General features: G+C 55.0%; 15 protein-coding genes. 8 read left to right on the top strand and 7 right to left on the bottom strand.

All coding sequences use genetic code 11. The features are described 5' to 3' along the window. Positions 1–4 precede the first annotated feature (4 nt). On the bottom strand, positions 5–2,323 hold the full coding sequence (locus AB0A83_RS09110; RefSeq protein ID WP_367156060.1) for a DNA translocase FtsK: 2,319 nt from the start codon (positions 2,321–2,323) through the stop codon (positions 5–7). A 178-nt stretch (positions 2,324–2,501) separates the two neighbouring features. On the opposite strand from AB0A83_RS09110, the gene trxB reads away from it, so the two are divergent. The 4 genes from trxB (at position 2,502) to yeiP (ending at position 5,669) form a co-directional block, all read left to right on the top strand. After that, positions 2,502–3,458 (top strand): thioredoxin-disulfide reductase, encoded by a 957-nt coding sequence (gene trxB, locus AB0A83_RS09105; RefSeq protein WP_150047992.1) that lies wholly within the window; start codon positions 2,502–2,504, stop codon positions 3,456–3,458. 223 nt (positions 3,459–3,681) lie between these two features. Beyond that, the gene (gene aat, locus AB0A83_RS09100) at positions 3,682–4,377 is read left to right on the top strand and encodes a leucyl/phenylalanyl-tRNA--protein transferase (protein WP_367156059.1); all 696 of its coding nucleotides are present in this window, start codon (positions 3,682–3,684) and stop codon (positions 4,375–4,377) included. Beyond that, positions 4,374–5,099 (top strand): arginyltransferase, encoded by a 726-nt coding sequence (locus tag AB0A83_RS09095; RefSeq protein WP_150047990.1) that lies wholly within the window; start codon positions 4,374–4,376, stop codon positions 5,097–5,099. Before aat ends, AB0A83_RS09095 begins: the two co-directional genes overlap by 4 nt. Before the next feature lie 3 nt (positions 5,100–5,102). Next, positions 5,103–5,669 carry an elongation factor P-like protein YeiP gene (yeiP, locus tag AB0A83_RS09090; RefSeq protein ID WP_150047989.1) on the top strand — a complete coding sequence of 189 codons (567 nt, stop codon included), beginning with the start codon at positions 5,103–5,105 and terminating at the stop codon, positions 5,667–5,669. A 136-nt stretch (positions 5,670–5,805) separates the two neighbouring features. Here yeiP and AB0A83_RS09085 read toward each other — a convergent pair whose 3' ends face one another. Beyond that, positions 5,806–7,722 carry a methyl-accepting chemotaxis protein gene (locus tag AB0A83_RS09085; RefSeq protein WP_150047988.1) on the bottom strand — a complete coding sequence of 639 codons (1,917 nt, stop codon included), beginning with the start codon at positions 7,720–7,722 and terminating at the stop codon, positions 5,806–5,808. A gap of 363 nt (positions 7,723–8,085) precedes the next feature. Between AB0A83_RS09085 and AB0A83_RS09080 the strand changes: the two genes are divergently transcribed. Continuing rightward, positions 8,086–9,738 (top strand): thiamine pyrophosphate-binding protein, encoded by a 1,653-nt coding sequence (locus AB0A83_RS09080; RefSeq protein ID WP_150047987.1) that lies wholly within the window; start codon positions 8,086–8,088, stop codon positions 9,736–9,738. A 13-nt stretch (positions 9,739–9,751) separates the two neighbouring features. Beyond that, entirely contained in the window at positions 9,752–11,995 is a 2,244-nt protein-coding gene (locus tag AB0A83_RS09075; RefSeq protein WP_367156058.1) for a PAS domain S-box protein, read from the top strand. Between the two features lie 184 nt (positions 11,996–12,179). Here the strand turns inward: AB0A83_RS09075 and AB0A83_RS09070 are convergent, their stop codons facing one another. The 3 genes from AB0A83_RS09070 to AB0A83_RS09060 are packed head-to-tail and all read right to left on the bottom strand — an operon-like array spanning position 12,180 to position 15,304. Next, positions 12,180–13,958, bottom strand: coding sequence for a bifunctional UDP-sugar hydrolase/5'-nucleotidase (locus AB0A83_RS09070; protein WP_367156057.1), 1,779 nt, complete (start codon positions 13,956–13,958; stop codon positions 12,180–12,182). A 14-nt stretch (positions 13,959–13,972) separates the two neighbouring features. After that, positions 13,973–14,527 (bottom strand): hypothetical protein, encoded by a 555-nt coding sequence (locus AB0A83_RS09065; protein WP_367156056.1) that lies wholly within the window; start codon positions 14,525–14,527, stop codon positions 13,973–13,975. A 3-nt stretch (positions 14,528–14,530) separates the two neighbouring features. Beyond that, complete coding sequence (locus AB0A83_RS09060) at positions 14,531–15,304, bottom strand: hypothetical protein (protein ID WP_190303291.1); 774 nt, start codon at positions 15,302–15,304, stop codon at positions 14,531–14,533. A gap of 323 nt (positions 15,305–15,627) precedes the next feature. On the opposite strand from AB0A83_RS09060, the gene AB0A83_RS09055 reads away from it, so the two are divergent. Both AB0A83_RS09055 and AB0A83_RS09050 read left to right on the top strand, forming a co-directional pair. Beyond that, entirely contained in the window at positions 15,628–16,503 is an 876-nt protein-coding gene (locus tag AB0A83_RS09055; RefSeq protein WP_367156055.1) for a Fic family protein, read from the top strand. 180 nt (positions 16,504–16,683) lie between these two features. Next, positions 16,684–17,409: a hypothetical protein gene (locus AB0A83_RS09050; RefSeq protein WP_367156054.1), complete on the top strand. Its 726-nt coding sequence runs from the start codon at positions 16,684–16,686 to the stop codon at positions 17,407–17,409. Positions 17,410–17,727: 318 nt separating this feature from the next. On the opposite strand, the gene AB0A83_RS09045 is transcribed toward AB0A83_RS09050, so the two are convergent. Next, a complete protein-coding gene (locus AB0A83_RS09045) occupies positions 17,728–18,147 on the bottom strand; it encodes a transposase (RefSeq protein ID WP_367156053.1) in 420 nt (139 codons plus the stop codon). Between the two features lie 175 nt (positions 18,148–18,322). Further along, a complete protein-coding gene (locus tag AB0A83_RS09040; RefSeq protein ID WP_367156052.1) occupies positions 18,323–18,895 on the bottom strand; it encodes a DUF2452 domain-containing protein in 573 nt (190 codons plus the stop codon). Positions 18,896–19,045 lie beyond the last annotated feature (150 nt).

Below are 19,045 nucleotides of genomic sequence, written 5' to 3'. Positions count from 1 at the left end.
AGTCTCAACGGGGTGGCGGCGGCGCCAAAACTTCCCGGGTGCCGTTGGTCTCGGCCGGACTGACCACGCCGGCGTTTTCCATTTCTTCTATGATGCGTGCGGCTCGGTTATAACCGATCTTGAAACGCCGCTGTACGCTGGAAATGGAGGCTTTGCGCGATTGGGTCACGAAAGCCACCGCTTCGTCGTACAGACTGTCCATTTCTCCGCCGTCACTTTCCGCGCCGGCCACCTCGCCGTTATCGTTGCGCTCTTGAGTGATCTCCTCCAGATAATCGGCCGGCCCGGTTTGTTTCAAAAACTCCACCACTTGATGAACCTCGTGATCGTCGACGAATGCGCCGTGCGCGCGTTGCGGAATACTGGTCCCCGAGGGTAAAAACAACATATCGCCGTTCCCCAGCAAGGCCTCGGCCCCGCCTTGGTCTATGATGGTCCTGGAATCGATGCGCGAGGACACCTGGAACGAAATTCTGGTCGGCACATTGGCTTTGATCAATCCGGTCAGCACGTCGACCGAAGGACGCTGAGTCGCCAACACCAAATGGATGCCGGCGGCGCGGGCCTTCTGCGCTAATCGGGCGATAAGCTCTTCCACTTTTTTGCCGACCACCATCATCATGTCCGCTAACTCGTCGATGACGATGACGATACTCGGCAAGCTGCTCAATAGCGGATAATCTTCCAGTGCCACCGGTGTTTCCGGCCTGAACAGCGGATCGCGCAACGGTTGGCCTTTCGCTTCGGCTTCTTTAACCGCATGGTTGTAGCCGGCTAAATTCCGCACACCCACGCTGGACATCAATTTGTACCGGCGCTCCATTTCGCCTACCGCCCAACGCAAGGCATTTTGCGCGTCTTTCATGTCGGTAACCACAGGCGTCAACAGATGCGGTATGCCCTCGTATACCGACAGCTCCAGCATTTTGGGATCTATCATGATCAAGCGCACGTCTTCCGGCTTGGCTTTGTACAACAAGCTCAGAATCATGGTGTTAATCGCAACCGACTTACCGGAACCGGTGGTGCCGGCTACCAGAGCGTGCGGCATCTTGCCTAAATCGGCGACAATAGGGTTGCCGGAAATGTCTTTACCCATCGCCAAGGTCAATTTGGACTTGGCCCGTTCGAAATCGTCCGATTCCAGCAAATCGCGCAACGACACCATTTCCCGTTCTTGATTGGGAATTTCCAAGCCGATCACCGACTTGCCTTGAATGACTTCGACGATGCGCACGCTGGTAACCGACAAGCCCCGCGCCAAATCTTTCGCCAAACTGCTGATGCGGCTGACTTTAACCCCCGCGGCCAACCGCAATTCGAAACGCGTGATTACAGGGCCTGGCAGAACCGCTTCCACTTCGGCGCTGATACCGTAATCCTGCAGCACTTCTTCGACTTGGCGGGAAATATCTTCCAACTCGCTGTCGGAATAGCGCTTGACTTTGATTTCACGCTTTTCCAGCAGGGATAGCGGCGGTAAGGCATTGCTGTAGACTTCGGCAGGGAAATCCGCCGGTTTAACCGTTTTCTTCTTGCCGCTTTTAGCGGTTTCGGGGCTTTTCCCGGTATCGGCGGTTGTTTCCCGGCTAGAAGCTTTAAGGATTTGGATAGCGTTGCGTTGCGCTTTGCTCTCGCCATCCTCCTCCTGTTCCGCATCCCGCCGTTTTCTGGGCACCGCCGGTTTTTTCGCTTGCGGTTCGCGATTTCGGGCCGGGACCGCCACCGCTTGCCGACCGACGGCGGTGGCCGAGGATAAGGCAAATTTGCCTATCCAATTCATAACACTCAGCCACGACAAGCCGGTAAGCAAGGTAATCCCGGTCATAAACATGCCCAACAACAACAAGGTAGAACCCGAATTACCCAGTAGATGTACCAAATTATCGCCGATTTCCCTGCCTAAAATTCCGCCGGGGCTTTCCGGTAAATCGACCTTGCTGCGTAAAAAATGCAAATGCAAAAAGAAAATTGCCGAACCCGAAACCACGGTAGCGACGAAGCCGCCCGCCCGCAGCAACATTTGCCAACGCGTAGCTTGAATGCTGTCCAAGGCATACAGCACGTAGCCTATCCAAAAAATCATCAACGGCATCAAATACGCCATCAAGCCGACAAAGCTCAACACGAAATCGGCCAACCAGGCTCCGAACAAACCGCAGGCGTTGTTGATGTCTTGGTACGAGGTGCTATGACTCCAACCCGGATCGTCGGAATTGAAGGTCAGCAAAGCAATCAGTAAAAAAAGCCCGCCGCAAGAAGATGCCAGCAAGGCAATTTCCCTATATCCGCGCGTATTTTTCTCTTCCACCACAGCACTCATGTTTCAATGCTCTCAAAGTTTAATCCCGATAAAACAGTATTATAGACGACTAACAGCAGATTCCGCTTGAACTCAGCGTAATTCCGGCCCGGCCGATAGCGGCTTTGCGGTTTTAACGCCCGCCGTTTGTCCGTATAATTTTCCCATCTCAAAACCGCATCCTGGAGAGCCCTCTAACATGGCTGACGCTAAACATTGCAAATTATTGATATTAGGCTCCGGCCCGGCCGGCTATACCGCGGCCGTGTACGCCGCCCGCGCAAACCTGAAGCCGGTGATGATTACCGGCATGCAACAAGGCGGTCAATTGACCACCACCACGGAAGTCGACAATTGGCCCGGCGACGTAGACGGGGTGCAAGGCCCGGAATTGATGGACAGAATGCTGCGCCACGCGCAACGTTTCGATACCGAGGTCATCTTCGACCACATCCACACCGCAGACCTGAGCCAACGTCCGTTTAGCTTGACCGGCGACTCGGGGGTTTATACCTGCGACGCCCTGATCATTGCAACCGGCGCCTCCGCCAAATATTTGGGTCTGGAGTCCGAGGAAAACTTCAAAGGCCGCGGCGTCTCCGCTTGCGCCACCTGCGACGGTTTCTTTTATCGCAACAAACCGGTCGCGGTCATAGGCGGCGGCAACACCGCCGTGGAAGAAGCCTTGTATTTGGCCAATATCGCTTCCGAAGTCGTGGTTATTCACAGGCGCGACAAATTCCGTTCGGAAAAAATCCTGGCGGACAAATTGCTGGAAAAAGCTCACTCCGGCAACGTGCGCATCGAATGGAACCATACCCTGGACGAAGTGTTAGGCGACGAAATGGGCGTCACCGGGGTACGGATCAAAAATGTAGACAGCGATGCAACGCAACAAATCGATGTTCACGGCGTATTCATCGCCATCGGCCATACGCCCAATACCGATATTTTTACCGGGCAGCTGGACATGCAAAACGGCTACATCGTGGTTAAAAGCGGCATCAACGGTAACGCCACGGCCACCAGCGTACCGGGCGTATTCGCAGCCGGAGACGTAATGGACTCGGTTTATAAACAGGCCATTACTTCGGCGGGTGCCGGCTGCATGGCCGCGCTGGACGCCGAAAAATACCTGGACGATTTAGCCGGATAATACCATCCGCATCCGCTAACCCGGCGTCCGGCAAACACGAGCGGCCGCCGGGTTTAGTCTCGGTTTTTCGCCACGAACGACATCATGTCCCTCACATTATCAGCGCACTCAGGTATATCGGCAGACCGTAAACCCTGCGAGCGGCGGTTTGCAGTGACAACCAAGCGAAACACGCCAGGCCGCTACGGCGCAGATAGCCCGTTGTTCTCCGTCAGCCTTTGACATGCAACTCGTCCAACTCGACTCCCGTAATCCTGGCCAAGCGTTTCCGCCCCTCGCTCTCGCCTTAAGCGATCCGGAGGGCTTATTAGCCTACGGCGGTTGCTTGTCGCCGCAACGTTTGTTGAATGCTTACCGGCACGGCATTTTTCCTTGGTACGGACCGGGCGAACCGATATTGTGGTGGTCCCCAAACCCGAGACTGGTACTGTTCCCCGATAAATTGCAGGTATCCCGCAGTCTGCGCAAAACCCTGCGCCGGCAGGCTTTTGACGTCACTTTCGACAAGGCTTTCTCGACGGTAATGCAAGAATGCGCCGCGCCAAGAGAGGGACAACAAGGTACTTGGATCACGCAAGACATGCTGGCCGCGTACAGCGAATTACATCGTTTGGGCTACGCGCACAGTGTCGAAGCTTGGCACGACGGTGTATTGGCGGGCGGATTGTACGGGGTAACCATAGGCCGGGTTTTTTTCGGCGAGTCGATGTTTCACCGCCAGCGGGATGCGTCTAAAGTAGCCTTCGTTCAGCTCGTGCAACAGCTGACAGACTGGGGATACCGGCTAATCGATTGCCAAGTCAGCAGCGGCCATTTGCTTAGCCTGGGCGCGCAGGCAATACCTCGGACCCAATTCACCGACCTGATCGCGGATTGGTGCGGCAACCCCGCCGCGGATAGCGCTTGGCAGTCGTCATGAACAGTGCGCTTCCGCTTTGGCTGACCTCGGAATCCGCCTGCGGCTATTTCGACGACCGTTTGTCGCAATCCATTGTGGTTCATCCGCGTTTCGCGATGAATTCGCAGCTGTACGAGCAATTGTTGGCGAAGGGTTTTCGCCGCAGCGGCGAGCAGGTCTATCGCCCGCATTGCTCAGGCTGCAACGCCTGCGTACCCACGCGCATCCCGGTTGCCGCCTTTAAGCCCAGCCGCCCGCAAAAGCGTTGCCAAAAACGCAATCTGGGCACAGAGGTTGTCATCAAGACACCGGAATTTACCGAGCGCCATTTCGAACTTTACCGGCTTTACCTCGCCAGGCGGCACGACGGCGGCCTGCGGCCGGAGATTACCCGCGAAGACTATCTGCATTTCTTGACCAGCAGCTGGTGCAACACTTGGTTCGTGGAGTTTTTGATCGACGGCAAACTGGCGGCGGTCGCCGTGGTGGATGCGTTTGCCAATGCCTTATCGGCGGTTTATACCTTTTTCGATCCGCAGTTCGACGCATACAGCCCCGGGGTTTACGCGGTGCTTTGGCAGATCGAAGAAGCAAAACGCCGTAATCTGGATTTTTTATACCTGGGATTTTGGATCGCGGACTGCCGTAAAATGCGCTACAAAAATCAATATCAGCCGCTGCAAGGCCTAATCGGCGATAGCTGGCAACCCGTTCAACCCCATCAACCTACTCACGAGGATTAAGCAGTGCCTAAAGCCAACGAACTCAAGCAAGGGACCGCGATAGAAATCAACGGCGAACCCTATGTCGTCAAAAATATCGAAGTTCGCAATCCGACCTCGCGCGGTGCTACCACGCTGTACAAAATTCGTTTCACCCACATGAAAACCCGGCAAAAGCTGGACGAAACGTATAAAAGCGACGACATGCTCAAGGCAGCGGATTGTTCGCGCTGTAACGTCCAATATTCTTACCAGGACGGCGACACCTACTATTTTATGAACAGCGAAACCTACGAGCAGTATGCGTTGTCCGCCGACGATCTGGAAGGCCAAACCGACTATTTAACCGACGGCCTGGAAGGCATCATCATGTTGCTGATGGACGATAGCGCACTCGGCATCCAGTTACCGACCACGATTACCCTCGAAGTCGTGGAAACGCCGCCGGCCATGAAAAGCGCCAGCGCCACCAACCGCACCAAAACCGCAAAACTGTCGACCGGCCTGGAAATACAAGTACCGGAATACATCGAAAGCGGCGAAATGATCAAGGTCAATACCGAAACCGGCAAGTTTTCGTCGCGCGCATAAAACCGGCTTGCCGGCAAAGTTGGCTATTTTGAAGGCTTTGTCGAGCGTACCTACCCAATCGCAGAACCAACCTCGTTCCGGCACCGCGGAACGAGGCGCCGCTCGCCTTATCCAAGCGACCACTTAAACCAACCGCTCAAAAGCGTTCGAAATTTTTCAAATCGTCGCGAAAAAAGCCCGGCCTTGCGGAGGCAAGCAACGCATGATTTTCCATTTTTCCGGCGCGCGTGGCGGCGTGCACCGGACGGGATTCTCTGGTCTTTTGCGCCAGTTGAAAAAAACTCATCAACGCTTGCAGTTGTTCGGCTTGCGCCGTCATTTCCTCGGCGGTGGCCGCCAATTCCTCGCTAGCCGAAGCGTTTTGCTGGGTAATTTGGCTCATTTGCCCCATCGCCGAATTGATTTGGCTGACCCCGGCCGCTTGTTCCTGCGAAGCCGCCGCGATTTCTTGCACCAAATCCGAAGTTTTGACGATACTCGGTACGATGGCGGCCAACAAGCCGCCCGCCGCTTCGGCGGTTTTGACACTGGACTGTGCCAACTCGCCGATTTCTTGTGCGGCGATTTGGCTACGCTCCGCCAGCTTGCGCACTTCCGCCGCCACCACCGCAAAGCCTTTGCCGTGGTCGCCGGCGCGAGCGGCCTCGATGGCCGCATTCAGCGCCAACATATTGGTTTGATAGGCAATATCGTCAATGATGCCGATTTTGGCGGCGATCGCATTCATCGCCTCTACCGTTAGCTTTACCGCTTCGCCGCCCTGATGCGCTTCTTTGGCCGCTTTGCTGGCCATGCCGTCGGTGACTTTGGCATTCTCGCTGTTTTGGTTGATGCTCGCCGCCATTTGCTCGATGCTGGCGCTGGTTTCCTCGACTCCGGCCGCCTGTTCGCTGGAAGCCTGCGACAAAGCTTGCGAAGTAGCGTTGACTTGTTCGGACGCGTTACCGAGCTGTTCCGCCGCCATGGCCACCTCGCTGATCGTCTGCGCCAATTTTTCCACGGTATTGTTTAGGCCCAGTTTCACCTGCTCGAAAGCCCCCTGATATTCGCGGGTGACCGTCTTGGTCAAATCGCCGTTTTCCATGGCTTGAGCCACCTCTATGGTATCCTTAAATGCGGTATCTACCGTGCCCGACAACTGATTCAACAATTCCGCCACCTCTTTGGCGTACCCTTGTTTAGCCTGCAAATCCATCTTGACGTCGAAATTTCCCTGATTGGCCGCAGCCACCAAATCTTTGATTTCAGATATGATTTGCTTCAAACCGTCCTGCATGACCTTCATCGAATACATCAAACTCGTGCAATCTCCGCCCGCAAGTTGAATGGACGTGGAAAGGTCGCCTTCCGCAATCTTGTTCGCCACTTGCGCGGCCACATCCGGTTCGCCGCCCAGCTGACGCATTAAATTGACAATGATCAGCCAGCTCATCATGCCGATCACCAACAAAGCCAACACCCAGATAGCAATCGAAATTCCGGTCGCGCTGCTGCCGACGACAGCCGCATCGGCTAAAGCCTGATTGGCTAATTCGGAGTTATAGTCCAGCTCTTTCCAGATTGCGGCCTGCAACCGCTCGATCGCCGGCATCAAATTTTCCCTGACGGCTATCTCCGCATCTTTAGTGCGATTTTGCTTGGACAAATTTTGCACATTCAGCCGCTGAATATCGTAAGCAGCTAACAAGGACTTAACTTCGTCAAACATTTGCTGCTCTTTTTCGTCCGACATGCAATTTGCACCGCCGCAAGCAGTCGTCGTGTACGCCGCTAATGCTTGATCCAATTTGGCCCGCGCATCGTTGATCTTCACCTCCGCGCCGGCCATACCGGCTTCATCGGTAATGATGACGTGAAACAAGGAACGTTCGCGTAAATTGTCCAACTGTCCCAAAATATCGAAAAAGCTCCGATAAGTAGGCACGGTATTCAACCCTGCATAACTCGCCGTGTCATAAACCTTACCCAATTGCACGTAGCCGACGACGGCTATGGCGCTGATGCCAAGCAACGCCGAGCCGGCCAACGAGATCAATCTTTGTTTAACCGTCATTTGTCCCCCCTTCTTCAGGATATGCTGAGCGACGTGTTGATCCCTTCTCCGGCGAATCAATCACCTTAGCGATACGAGACAGCCCGGATAAGCGAAATTTTAGTGTAGTTGAGCTTTCAGGGAATATCCCAACAATCCCCCTCCTCAGAACCGTTCTTGCCCAAGCTGAACCGCCGGCGGAACTTATCCCCACATCGAATGTTCATTGCATATACTGAAGCGGCAAATCGGCATTGCCGGAAAGACGAACGCCGGCATAGGCTCTAACAACCGTGTTGCTATGCATTGCATTCATTACACAACACACTGGAACGCAGATACTGTTTCAGCTAACCGGCACGCACAGCCTGGGGGAACATAGCCATGAATCAGAATAATTTGGAAAACATCGGCCAATACCTGCTCAACCGGCTTTATGCCGCGGGAGTAACGGACATGTTCGGCATACCCGGCGACTACGTGCTCGGTTTTTACGATTTGTTGGTCAAAAGCCCGATACGCCACATAGGAACCACCCGAGAGGATAGTGCCGCCTTCGCCGCGGACGGCTACGCGCGTTGCCGCGGCTTGGGGGCTTTAGCCGTCACTTACGGCGTCGGCGCTTTGAATACGGTCAATGCCGTTGCCGGCGCTTTTGCGGAAGCGTCGCCGGTCGTGGTGATTAGCGGCGCGCCGGGCGTGCAGGAACAAATCGACGATCCCTTGTTGCACCACCGCTTCGGCCCGTTCAATTTTCAACGGGAAATCTTCGAACGCATCACCTGCGCCACCGTGGTCCTGTCGGACCCGGTAATCGCTTTCAGACAAATCGACCAGGCCATCGCCGCCGCCAAACGTCATTGCAAACCGGTATATATCGAAATTCCGCGCGATCAGGTCGGCGCGCTGGGTTACCCCTTGCCGGTGGAAGCCGTGCCCGGCTTTACCAGCGATCCTACTGCGCTGGCGGAAGCGGTCGCCGAAACCTTGACCCTGCTGGCCCAAGCCGATTCGCCCAGCATCGTCGCCGGCATCGAACTGCACCGGCGCGGCCTGCAAACCGCAGTACTTGAACTGGTGGAACGTACCGGCGCACCGGTAGCCGCTACCTTGACCGGCAAATCGGTAATCGCCGAACGCCACCCGGCTTACCTCGGCATCTACGAAGGCGCCATGAGCACCGAGTACGCGCGTTACGTGGTCGAACAATCCGATCTGGTCCTGATGCTGGGCGTCACCTTGAACGACATAGACACCGGCATTTATACCGCCAAACTTAACCCGCGGCATATGATACGGGCCGCTCAGGACGAGGTCGTGATCAGCTCGCACCGCTATCCCAAAGTAGCGCTGGCCGACTTTTTACCGGCCTTGGTCGCCGCGCTGGCTCCCAACGACGAACGCTTCGTCGCCAAAACGACTGCCGTCGGCGCCCCGGACTTTCCGCTAGCCGATAAGCGGATCAGCATGCAACGCATGATAGGCCGTTTGAACCAAGCGCTTACTCCGGAATTTATCGCGGTTTGCGACGTCGGCGACTGTATGTTCGCGTCCATCGATTTACGCGTACACGAGCAAAGCGAATTTTTATCCTCCGGCTTTTATACCACGATGGGTTTTGCGGTACCGGCCGCCTTGGGCGCGCAAATCGCCCGTCCCGACAAACGCGCGCTGATCTTGGTCGGCGACGGCGCTTTTCAAATGACCGGCACCGAGTTGGCCACCCACGCTCGCTACGGTTTAGCGCCCATCGTAATCGTGTTCAACAATCAAGGCTACAACACCGAACGCTTCATCCTGGAAGGGCCGTTCAACGACATCAGCGATTGGCATTTCGAGCAACTAGGTCAGTTGTTCGGGCCGCTGCAAGGCTTCGTCGCCGACACCGAACAAAGTTTCGAACAGGCGTTGCTTGCTAGCATCGCCCAACGCGACATGCCCAGCATCATCAACGTGCGCCTGGCGCCCAGCGATACCTCGTCGGCAATGCGGCGCTTGGCCGAACATATGCACGACAAAGTCAAAACCGGCGCCTAAATCCGGATACGACATGGAAGATCTGCTCGAACAGCTTAATTTCAACCTGCTCATCGTGCGGATCGGCCGCCGCGGCTGCGAAGCCGCCGACGCCCGCATCCGCCGCGTCAACCGCACCGCTGCGCAGTTATTAGGTTATCAGGAAGCGGAACTCGCCGATCAACCGTTGACCGCGATCTTGGAAAGCCGGGAGCTGGCGATTTGGCAACAAGCCCTGAGCGATCTGAAAGCTTCCGACAATTGTTTCGGGGCCAAAGTCATTACCAAACAGCGGCTGTCTTTTCCGGCGGTGCTGTCGATTTCGCCATTACCGCAGGCTAGCGACGAGGATTTTGTACTGGTGATTCAAGCGCTCAAATCCAGCAACGATTTTCTGGTGATGCGCCGGGTAGTGGAACAAAGCGCCAACGCCGTAATGATTACCGACCGCGACGGGGTTATCGCCTACGTCAACCCCAAATTTACCGTGATGACCGGTTACAGCTCCGAGGAACTATTGGGCCGGCGGCCGTCCATGTTGCAATCCGGCAAAATGAGCGGCGACGATTACCGGGCGATGTGGAATGCGCTAATCGAATCCGGCGAGTGGCAGGGCGAAATGTTGAACAAACATAAAGACGGTCATTTGTACTGGGTGCACGAAAGCGTCAGCGCAATCCGTAACAGCCGCGGCGAAATCAGCCATTTTTTGGCGATCGAAGACGATGTCAGCCAACGAAAAGCCACCGAAATGGCGTTGGAAGAAAGCGAACAACGCTTCAGGCAAATGGCCGAGTTATCCGGCGAATGGCTGTGGGAACAAGATCCGCAAGGTTATTATCTGTACAGCAGTGTCGCGGTCGAACAAATTCTAGGGTTAAGCCAACAGCAAATCATCGGCAAACACTACACCGAACTGCTGACGGCCCAGGACAAGCAAGCCCAAACCACCTTCTCCAACAGCCAGCGCTCCTTTCACGCCTTGGTCAACCATTACCGGCATAAGGACGGTCATCTGGTCATCACCGAATCCACCGGCCTGCCGCTGACGGACGCCAACGGCAAACTGCTGAAATGGCGCGGGGTAGACAGAGATATTACCGCCCGCATGCAATACCAGAACGCGCTGATCGAATCGGAAAAGCGCACCCGTCTGATCTTGGAAAGCTCGATCAACGCCATCGTAATCATGGATGCTTACGGGATGGTCACCGATTGGAACCAACGCGCCGAAACCCTGTTCGGCTGGTCCGCGCAGGAAGCCATAGGCCGGCGCCTGGACCGGCTCATCATCCCGGAACGGTTTCGCGCCGCGCATCGGCAAGGCATGCAGCAATTTCTAAAAACCGGCCAAAGCGCAATCTTGAACCGGCAAATCGAACAAATCGCGGTACGCCGCGACGGCAGCGAATTTCCGGTGGAACTGAGCATTTCCCCGCTGAAACTCGGCAACAGCTATATTTTCAGCGGCTTCATTCACGACATTAGCAGCCGTAAAGCGGCGGAGCAACGCATACGTCAGGCCCAGGTCGAATTGGCCGTCGCACAAAACGAGTTGAAAATCGCCCAGCGCATCCAAGCCAATTTGTTGCCAAGCTCGGCCATTGCCACCGACCAGTTCGAAATAACCGGCGTTTGCTTGCCGGCCGATAAAGTCGGCGGCGATTACTACGATTATTTCTATCGCGACGCCGAACATGTCGATATCGTCATCGCCGACGTATCCGGCCATTCGATAGGCCCATCGTTGTTTATGGCGGAAACTCGCAGCGCATTGCGGGTACAGACCGGCAGCCCGGCTTCGCCGGCCGCCTCCTTATCCGCGTTGAATCAATTCTTGTTCGACGATTTGGACCACGCCGATTACTTCATCAGCTTGTTTTACATGCAGATCGATTTATCCCGGCGCTTGATGCACTTTGCCAATGCCGGCCACCCGCCACCGTTGCTGTGCCCATCCAACAACGCCGACATCGCGGAATTAGACGCGGACGGCCTGCTGATCGGGGTACGAAAGCACGTCGAATTCGCCGAACAAACCGCGCAATTGAACGACGGCGACCTGGTATTGTTTTATACCGACGGCTTGATAGAAGCCGAAAATCCGCAACAGGAATTCTTCGGCATACAGCGGGTGAAACACATCCTGACCGCCGAGCGCGAGTCCGAACCGCAAGCCGTGATTGACGCGCTGTTAGCCGCATTAGTCGACTTTTGCCAACGCGATAACTTCCACGACGACGTCACCTTGGTCGTGCTGCGTTGGAAATCCGCTTAATCGGGCATGGGCTCGCGCCCAAACAAAAAAAGCCCGTCCGAAAGCGGGCCGGACGGGCCTGGGGAGTAAGCTGAGGTTTGAAAAAACCGGTCTGACCTTATCGTTAGCACGGTGCTGCAAAATAGAACCCGGCGTTCCTTGCCGGTATGACGAGCTTCCTTAATTCTTTTTCCTGCGTCGGCGGTTACGGCAACCAACCGATGCGATCGCGCCCCCCCGGTGCAACCAGTGAATTCGCTTGGAAATAACTTTCCAAAGCATCCAAATCCAACGCGCCGCCCAACCGGTCGGTGCCTTGGGTCAGGACGTAAAACTGGTCGCCGCCGTCGGCCATAAAGCTGTTGACGGTTATCCGGTAACCGGCATCCGGCTCAACCTCGATACCGCCGATTTTGATGCTGGCCGGATCGACGTTGTCGCATGCCGTGCCTTTTTCCTGCCAGGTGTAACTAAAACTTGCTGATACTTGCAAAATCCGGTTGAAAGGTTGACCGCTAGCCGGAGCGCCCGCGGGATAACCTTCGGTACAGCCGGTAAACTGCTGTTCCAGCAAGGTATGAATTTGCGCCCCGGTCAAGGTCAAGGTCACCAGACTGTTGCCGAAGGGCTGCACGGTAAAGGCCTCGCCGTAACTCACCTTGCCGTCGCCTTCCGCGGCGGCGCCGGAGGCGAAACTCAAATCGGCGCGGATGCCGCCCGGATTCATAAAGGCCGCCACCGCCTCGCCGAAACCGACGGCGGCCGTTGCCGCCCATTGCGCATCGGCGATCACATCGCCCAGCGCGGATTCGCCGGCCGCCGTCGCGGTACGGGTGATATCGGCGCTAATGCTGCCTATCACCCGGTTAGCCACCGGTTGAGCAATCGCTTTGTAATGGTCGACAATCGCTTTGATATCCGTATTCGGAAGCACATCGGCGCTGCTCCGGTCGACGACGATGTTGTTGGCTTGCACGTCGACCACCTCGCCGCTGGCGCGGTTGATGCTGACATCGATGTCGGTCAGCACCCTGCCCTGCGCGTTGGCGCTGGTGACCGAAATCAGCCTGCCCGCCCGATTAGGCAAGCGGCAGTTATAAGCTTGATGGGTATGCCCTGAAATCACCAAATCCACCGCGTCGTCCAGTTGATTGACGATGCCTTGCAACGGCGAACCGTCCAAGCCCTCGTCGCAGTTATTGATGGTCGATTCGCTTTGGGTCACCGGTATGGTACCGCCCTGGTGCAGCAACACCACGATAGCTTCCACGCCGCGCGCGCGCAGCTTGGGCACCAGCGCGTTGACCGTGGCGGCTTCGTCTTTGAAACTCAAGCCGGCTACGCCGCTGGGGGTAACGATGGTCGGCGTCTCCTTCAAAGTCATGCCGATAAACGCCACCCGCACGCCGCCGATCACGTTAATCGCATAAGGTGCGAACAAGGTTTTGCCGCTGGCCGCGTCTACCACGTTTGCCGCCAAAAACTTGAATTTGGCGCCTTCGAACGGCACCGGAGTGCCGACATCGGCACCGCGGCAAGAATTAGGATCGCTAGGGTGGCAACCGCCGTTTTGCATACGCAACAGCTCGGCTTTACCTTCGTCGAATTCATGGTTACCGACCGCATTCAGCGCCAAACCGAGCCGATTCATGGTTTCAATGGTAGCTTCGTCGTGAAACAAAGCCGAAACCAATGGCGTTGCCCCGATTAAATCGCCGGCCGATACCACGATGCTGTCCGGGTTGCGGCTTCGCAGCTCCGCTACGTAGCCGGCCAGCCAATCCACGCCGCCGACCGGAATGCTCGCCGAGCCGCTGGGCGTAGGGCGAAAATTGCCGGGCGATTCCAATTGGCCGTGAAAATCGTTAAATGCCACGATTTTGATGGTTTTGATCGGGCTGGTGGAAGGCGCCGCGCAAGCGTTGCCTATCAAACCCAAACTCAAACCCAAAGCCGCGGCGCCGGTTAAATTTTTCAACGTCATGCTCGTCCTCCCGCTTAACGCTTGCCGATACGGCCGCGGGAAACCCCGCTCAGCAAGCCCAAACCGGCGCCGAACAACCAAACCGCAGCCGGTACCGGCACCGCAGTCACACTGACCGCGCCTAAGGTTGCATTGATGCTTAACCCGGAATCGTCGGTAGCGGACCCGCTCAGCAAACCGCTAATGCTATGACTGCCGGCGTCCAACCAATACACGGCTCGGCTGTAAGCGGTATTGGCGTATGCTGCGTCGAAATCGGCTGCGACGCTGTCCGGGTAGCTGGCGGCCGGCACCGAGGTTTCTCCCAACCAATCGCCGTTGTCGAACACTTGAAAGCGGTCACCGGCGAAACCGGCGTCGACCACCCGCAAATACGCCGGAGCCGTCAAATTAAAATCGAAACTCAATGCTGCGCCGTCCAAATCTATCCATTCCAATCCGCCGGACAAAGACGCCCATTCGTCAACGTCGAAGGCGTACCAAGCGCCGTCGGCCGTCAAGGTAGCCGCCTGCGCACAAGTCGCGGCCATGCTCAGCAAGCCGGCCAAACACACTTTTTGCAAGTTCATAAACTATCTCCCGGCCGAGGCGACGCAACGGTCGCTGGCTTTTACGATCAAGCGGCTATTATGCGAGCGCATGGCCGCCAAACCGGCGCAAACGCTGCCGAACAACCAAATCGTGCCCGGTAACGGCACGCTGGCCGGCGCCACGCTGAAACTCGCGGTATCGGGTGTTTGCAGGGATTGATCGCCGCCGACCAAAATCGACCAATTGGCCGCATCGTTGACCAAGGCCGCATAATCGGCGAACTCGCTCAAGCCGCTTCTAGGACCTATGTATTCGGCATAATCGCTACTATCGGTCAACACCACGGCGTTGACCCCGGCGCTCAACCCGGTCGGCACGATATTGACATCGCCCTCGCTGGAGATAGCGGTTAGAAAAATGCCGGGCGTGCTGTAATCGCTGCCCAAATAGGCATAGAGGGTTTCGCTGGTAGCGCTGATTCCGAAATTGCTGCCGCTGCCGCTTAACGTTCCGACCGAAACCGAACGGCCGGCTTGGTCGATGTTGCTAAAGCGAATCACCGTGCCGGCCGAAATCGCGTTATTGCCGGTGTGCCAACTATGAAACGATTCGCCGCTGTTAAAACTGCTGCCGTTCCATTCGTTGTCGCTGAAGAAAATGGTGGTATCGGCGGCGATATCGACGAACGTCGTCATCGCCCAGCCGTCTTCGTCGGCGTTGAACGCCGTAAACGCCAAATCACCGCTGGTTAAAGCGGCTGAAGCTTGACCGCTCAACAACGCCAAGCAGGCTGAGGCCAGTAAAGTGCGAAACATAAAAATCCCTCCGGTCGGTTAGCTATCGAAACTGCGGCCAGCTTAGGGATTTTTTGTGATGGGCTTATGATTTAGGCGTGAACATTCGATGAAACGTATTACACGGTCCGACGCACACCGGGAATGGGGCATTGAGTTCGGGAGGCGCACGATAAAGCCGGTTAGTAGTTCGCGCCATCAATACGCTTACTCATCGCGCAAGCTCCCAGTTCAATTTTTTCCAGCGGAAAACGAGCGGGACGGCATTCTTATCAGCAAGGCCTTCAAGATATGCGCCTTGAGTTCAGCTACTGAAGGGACGCGGATATGGCGGGAATGGACAGATGATCTTCAATAATTACCATGCCATGCAGTTTATCCGGGAGGTCAAAAACGAACGGCTGACGGAGTCTATGATTCTGCATCTGCACGATGTCCTGACCGAAAACACCTTGGATGACGCCCAAAAAGCCGGTCAGTATCGGGAAGCCGGTGACGATATTCACGTGGTCGATGCCACCGCCTCGGTGTTGCTGCATACCCCGCCCGATGCTGCCGAGCTGCCGGACAGAGTCGCCAAACTATGCGCCTTCGCCAACGATACCGACGCCCAGGAATTCATCCACCCTGTTGTTCGGGCGATTGTGCTGCATTTCATGATCGGTTACGACCATCCGTTCGTGGACGGCAACGGACGTACCGCCAGGGCGTTGTTTTACTGGTCCATGGCAAGCCAGGGCTATTGGCTGATGGCGTTTATTTCCATATCGCAAATCATTAAGCAAGCGCCGGCGCAATACGGCAGAGCCTATCTTTATTCCGAAACCGACGATAACGATTTGACGTATTTCATCGTTCATCAACTGGAAGTCATCAGAAAAGCCATAACCGCTTTACATCAATATCTGGAGAAGAAAGCGGCGGAGATATTCGAGATAGAGCAATGCCTGGAAGGCTCGGCTTTACAAGGCAAATTAAACCACAGGCAGTTGGCGATTCTGAGACATGCCCTGGATCACCCGACGACCATCTACACCATCCAGCAACATCAGGCCGCCCATAAACTCAGCTACCAAACCGCGCGCACCGATTTGCTCAAAATGGCGGACGAGTTTCATATCCTGAGCAAGCGCAAATATGGAAATGCCTTCGTTTTTCTAGTACCCCCCGATCTCGAACAGAAACTGACCCAACTGGAAGCACGCTATAAGGCCAGATAAGGTCGGCAGGGGATTAAGGTAACAATTTGCCGGTGTCCGGAAGCGGGAATGATTTTGGGCGTTTTGAATTTTTGGGGGTTGCTATCGGCCAAAAGCAGTCTCTACTCATGCCGCTAGAATCAGTCCGCAATTGGCTAGAAAGCTGACCGGCAGACTATAAATTTCCTCGCTTTGAGACAAATGAAACATGGTTTCAAATATAATTTTACGATGAAGCCAACAATCTTAGCCTGCGCAGCCCTATTAATTCCCGCCTTCGCCTTTGCTGCCCGTCCGTTTGTTACTGATGACGCCCGGCTCACAACGGGAGGTAGTTGCCAGCTTGAGAGCTGGTTGCGCATCTATCCGGATAGCCAAGAGATATGGGCACTTCCAGCTTGCAATCCTACCGGAAATCTTGAATTCACTATTGGAGGTGGGGTGGCAAAATATGAAGGCGAGTCCACCACAAATGACTATGTATTCCAGGCTAAAACCCTTTTGCGGCGACTTGAAACCAATGACTGGGGCTTGGGTTTGGGTATTGGCACCATTCTGCATCCGGAAATCAATCCAGGCCCTAACCAGCTTGGCAATACCTATGCCTATATCCCGCTATCGGTCTCTCTGAGTGACGACAAATTGATCATCCACGCTAATGTTGGCTGGTTAAAGGATAAGGCATCGGGTCTGAATACCGCATCTTGGGGTATCGGTGCAGAGCTAAAGTTGCATCCCAATTGGCTTGGTATTGCAGAAACGTATGGTGATAACCATGGCAATGCTTATGGGCAAACTGGGGTACGTTACTCTGTCATACCTAATTTATTCCAGATCGACGCGACCTTTGGGTTGCAGATATCTGATCCCGACAAAGCTCACTGGATTTCATTTGGTATCCGCTATACCCCTGACAAGCTTTTGTAAGCTATGAATGAGGGGCAGGAATCATTTACAGCTTACTGTTGTTGTAACCAAAGCAGCCACTGAATCAACTTATGCCCAAAGACCTCTTGGGGTCGATTCAAACCTTCCGGCACTAGATTAAACGCAACGGCCTCAACGTGTCTAGCTCGTAGGATGGGTAGAGGCGCTAGCCGAAACCCATCAAAAACACCATCGATTACGCCAAATCCAATTCAGGATATATGCCGCCCGCCCAATTTGTCGGGAGAATGCCGCGTTTGACGAAATCATGAAATGAAGAATATCGCCAATCGGCAACACAACGGACATAACCGTGTTTTACTGGATTGTAATGAATATAGTCGACATGCTTGACGAAGTCGTCCTCGTTTCTAATTCGATGCTCCCAAAACCGTCTTTGCCACTTGTGCCCTTAGGGTAGATACCGCGCTCCTGTTTGCTTTCGCGGCTTTTGGAAATTCGCTCGCCTTTTTCGACCTGTTTACTAAAGTGGGTCTTAATGAGCCGCCAGCGACAACTAAAATCATCATCACCTTCCGGCAAAGTCCAAATAGTATGGAGATGCTCCGGTAAAACAACAATCGCGTCGATATTAAACGGGTGTTGATCTTTTACGTTACGAAAAGACTCGCGAAGCAGTTCAATCTTATCGGTTAGCAAAGTCCGATTTCGCTGCGCCAAATTGACTGTGAAAAAATAACAACCGCCTTTGAGGCGATGTCGACGATAATCTGTCATATCTCATCTATCGGCGTTTCGTTTGATGGGTTTCGCTTCGCTCTACCCATCCTACTGTCGGCAATTGGCTCACCCCAGGGCATTGGATAAACTTTGTCTGTTGTCTCGTATGGGTCGACTCAGGCCTTCCAGCACTAGATTAAACGCAACGCCCTCAACGCGTCTAGCGGATGGATTATTCCGCCGGCCCAGCTAACAATCTTTCCGCCTGCCGATAACTCAAGCCGGAAATTCCGGATTTTTGCATCGATTGTTTCAGCGAATAGGCCAGTGCCGAGGCGAGGACGCGGGAGTAGTACGGCAGGGTTTCCAGATACACCGGCAAGGCGGCGTCTATGGTTTCGGCTTGTTGCAGTTGTTGTTCGAGTTGGCGGCGGCGGTCGGCGATTTCCTGGAGGAACGCGCTGTCATCGGCGCAATCTGCGGATAACGCCAAGGTCCAGGTTAAATCGGATTGTAATTGGCACGCCCCGATGTAGCGGCCGGATCGGGCCGGCGACCATTGCTCCGGCGCGATCAGCGACAGCCGGTACTGGGTATCCTTGAAGTACAGCCAATAGGTTTGCCCGGCGGTCGGTTTGAAGCGAATCCGGCTGTTTAACACGAACAGCGAGGTGAACAAGTCGCTGCTGATTTGTTGAAGGTTCTTGGCGGGTACGACCAGTTGCTGCTTGGCTTGTTGCAAGCTGTCCAATAGCGCTACCAAGCCCTTGCCCTGCGGATTTGCCGGTTTAATCGTTGAATTCATCTTTCCAAGTATTCGGTAAGTTTGCAAAAACAGTTTCCGGCAGGTTTGGTCAACGTAGTGAATTTGGACGTCTATACCCGCGCGAAGGGAATTTTTAGCTTCTCTCGGAGGGGGAAGGAGATTTTTCTACTCTTATTGGCTCCCTAAGTA

This window comes from Methylomonas sp. HYX-M1 (assembly GCF_040741385.1).
In the GTDB taxonomy this organism is placed as follows: domain Bacteria; phylum Pseudomonadota; class Gammaproteobacteria; order Methylococcales; family Methylomonadaceae; genus Methylomonas; species Methylomonas rhizoryzae.
This window is presented reverse-complemented; position numbering and strand designations above follow the sequence as displayed.

Coding starts and splice junctions, on each gene's coding strand:
- AB0A83_RS09110 (WP_367156060.1), bottom strand. CDS start 2,323: ATGAGTGCTGTGGTGGAAGAGAAAAATACGCGCGGATATAGGGAAATT.
- trxB (WP_150047992.1), top strand. CDS start 2,502: ATGGCTGACGCTAAACATTGCAAATTATTGATATTAGGCTCCGGCCCG.
- aat (WP_367156059.1), top strand. CDS start 3,682: ATGCAACTCGTCCAACTCGACTCCCGTAATCCTGGCCAAGCGTTTCCG.
- AB0A83_RS09095 (WP_150047990.1), top strand. CDS start 4,374: ATGAACAGTGCGCTTCCGCTTTGGCTGACCTCGGAATCCGCCTGCGGC.
- AB0A83_RS09085 (WP_150047988.1), bottom strand. CDS start 7,722: ATGACGGTTAAACAAAGATTGATCTCGTTGGCCGGCTCGGCGTTGCTT.
- AB0A83_RS09080 (WP_150047987.1), top strand. CDS start 8,086: ATGAATCAGAATAATTTGGAAAACATCGGCCAATACCTGCTCAACCGG.
- AB0A83_RS09075 (WP_367156058.1), top strand. CDS start 9,752: ATGGAAGATCTGCTCGAACAGCTTAATTTCAACCTGCTCATCGTGCGG.
- AB0A83_RS09070 (WP_367156057.1), bottom strand. CDS start 13,958: ATGACGTTGAAAAATTTAACCGGCGCCGCGGCTTTGGGTTTGAGTTTG.
- AB0A83_RS09065 (WP_367156056.1), bottom strand. CDS start 14,527: ATGAACTTGCAAAAAGTGTGTTTGGCCGGCTTGCTGAGCATGGCCGCG.
- AB0A83_RS09060 (WP_190303291.1), bottom strand. CDS start 15,304: ATGTTTCGCACTTTACTGGCCTCAGCCTGCTTGGCGTTGTTGAGCGGT.
- AB0A83_RS09055 (WP_367156055.1), top strand. CDS start 15,628: ATGATCTTCAATAATTACCATGCCATGCAGTTTATCCGGGAGGTCAAA.
- AB0A83_RS09050 (WP_367156054.1), top strand. CDS start 16,684: ATGAAACATGGTTTCAAATATAATTTTACGATGAAGCCAACAATCTTA.
- AB0A83_RS09045 (WP_367156053.1), bottom strand. CDS start 18,147: ATGACAGATTATCGTCGACATCGCCTCAAAGGCGGTTGTTATTTTTTC.
- AB0A83_RS09040 (WP_367156052.1), bottom strand. CDS start 18,895: ATGAATTCAACGATTAAACCGGCAAATCCGCAGGGCAAGGGCTTGGTA.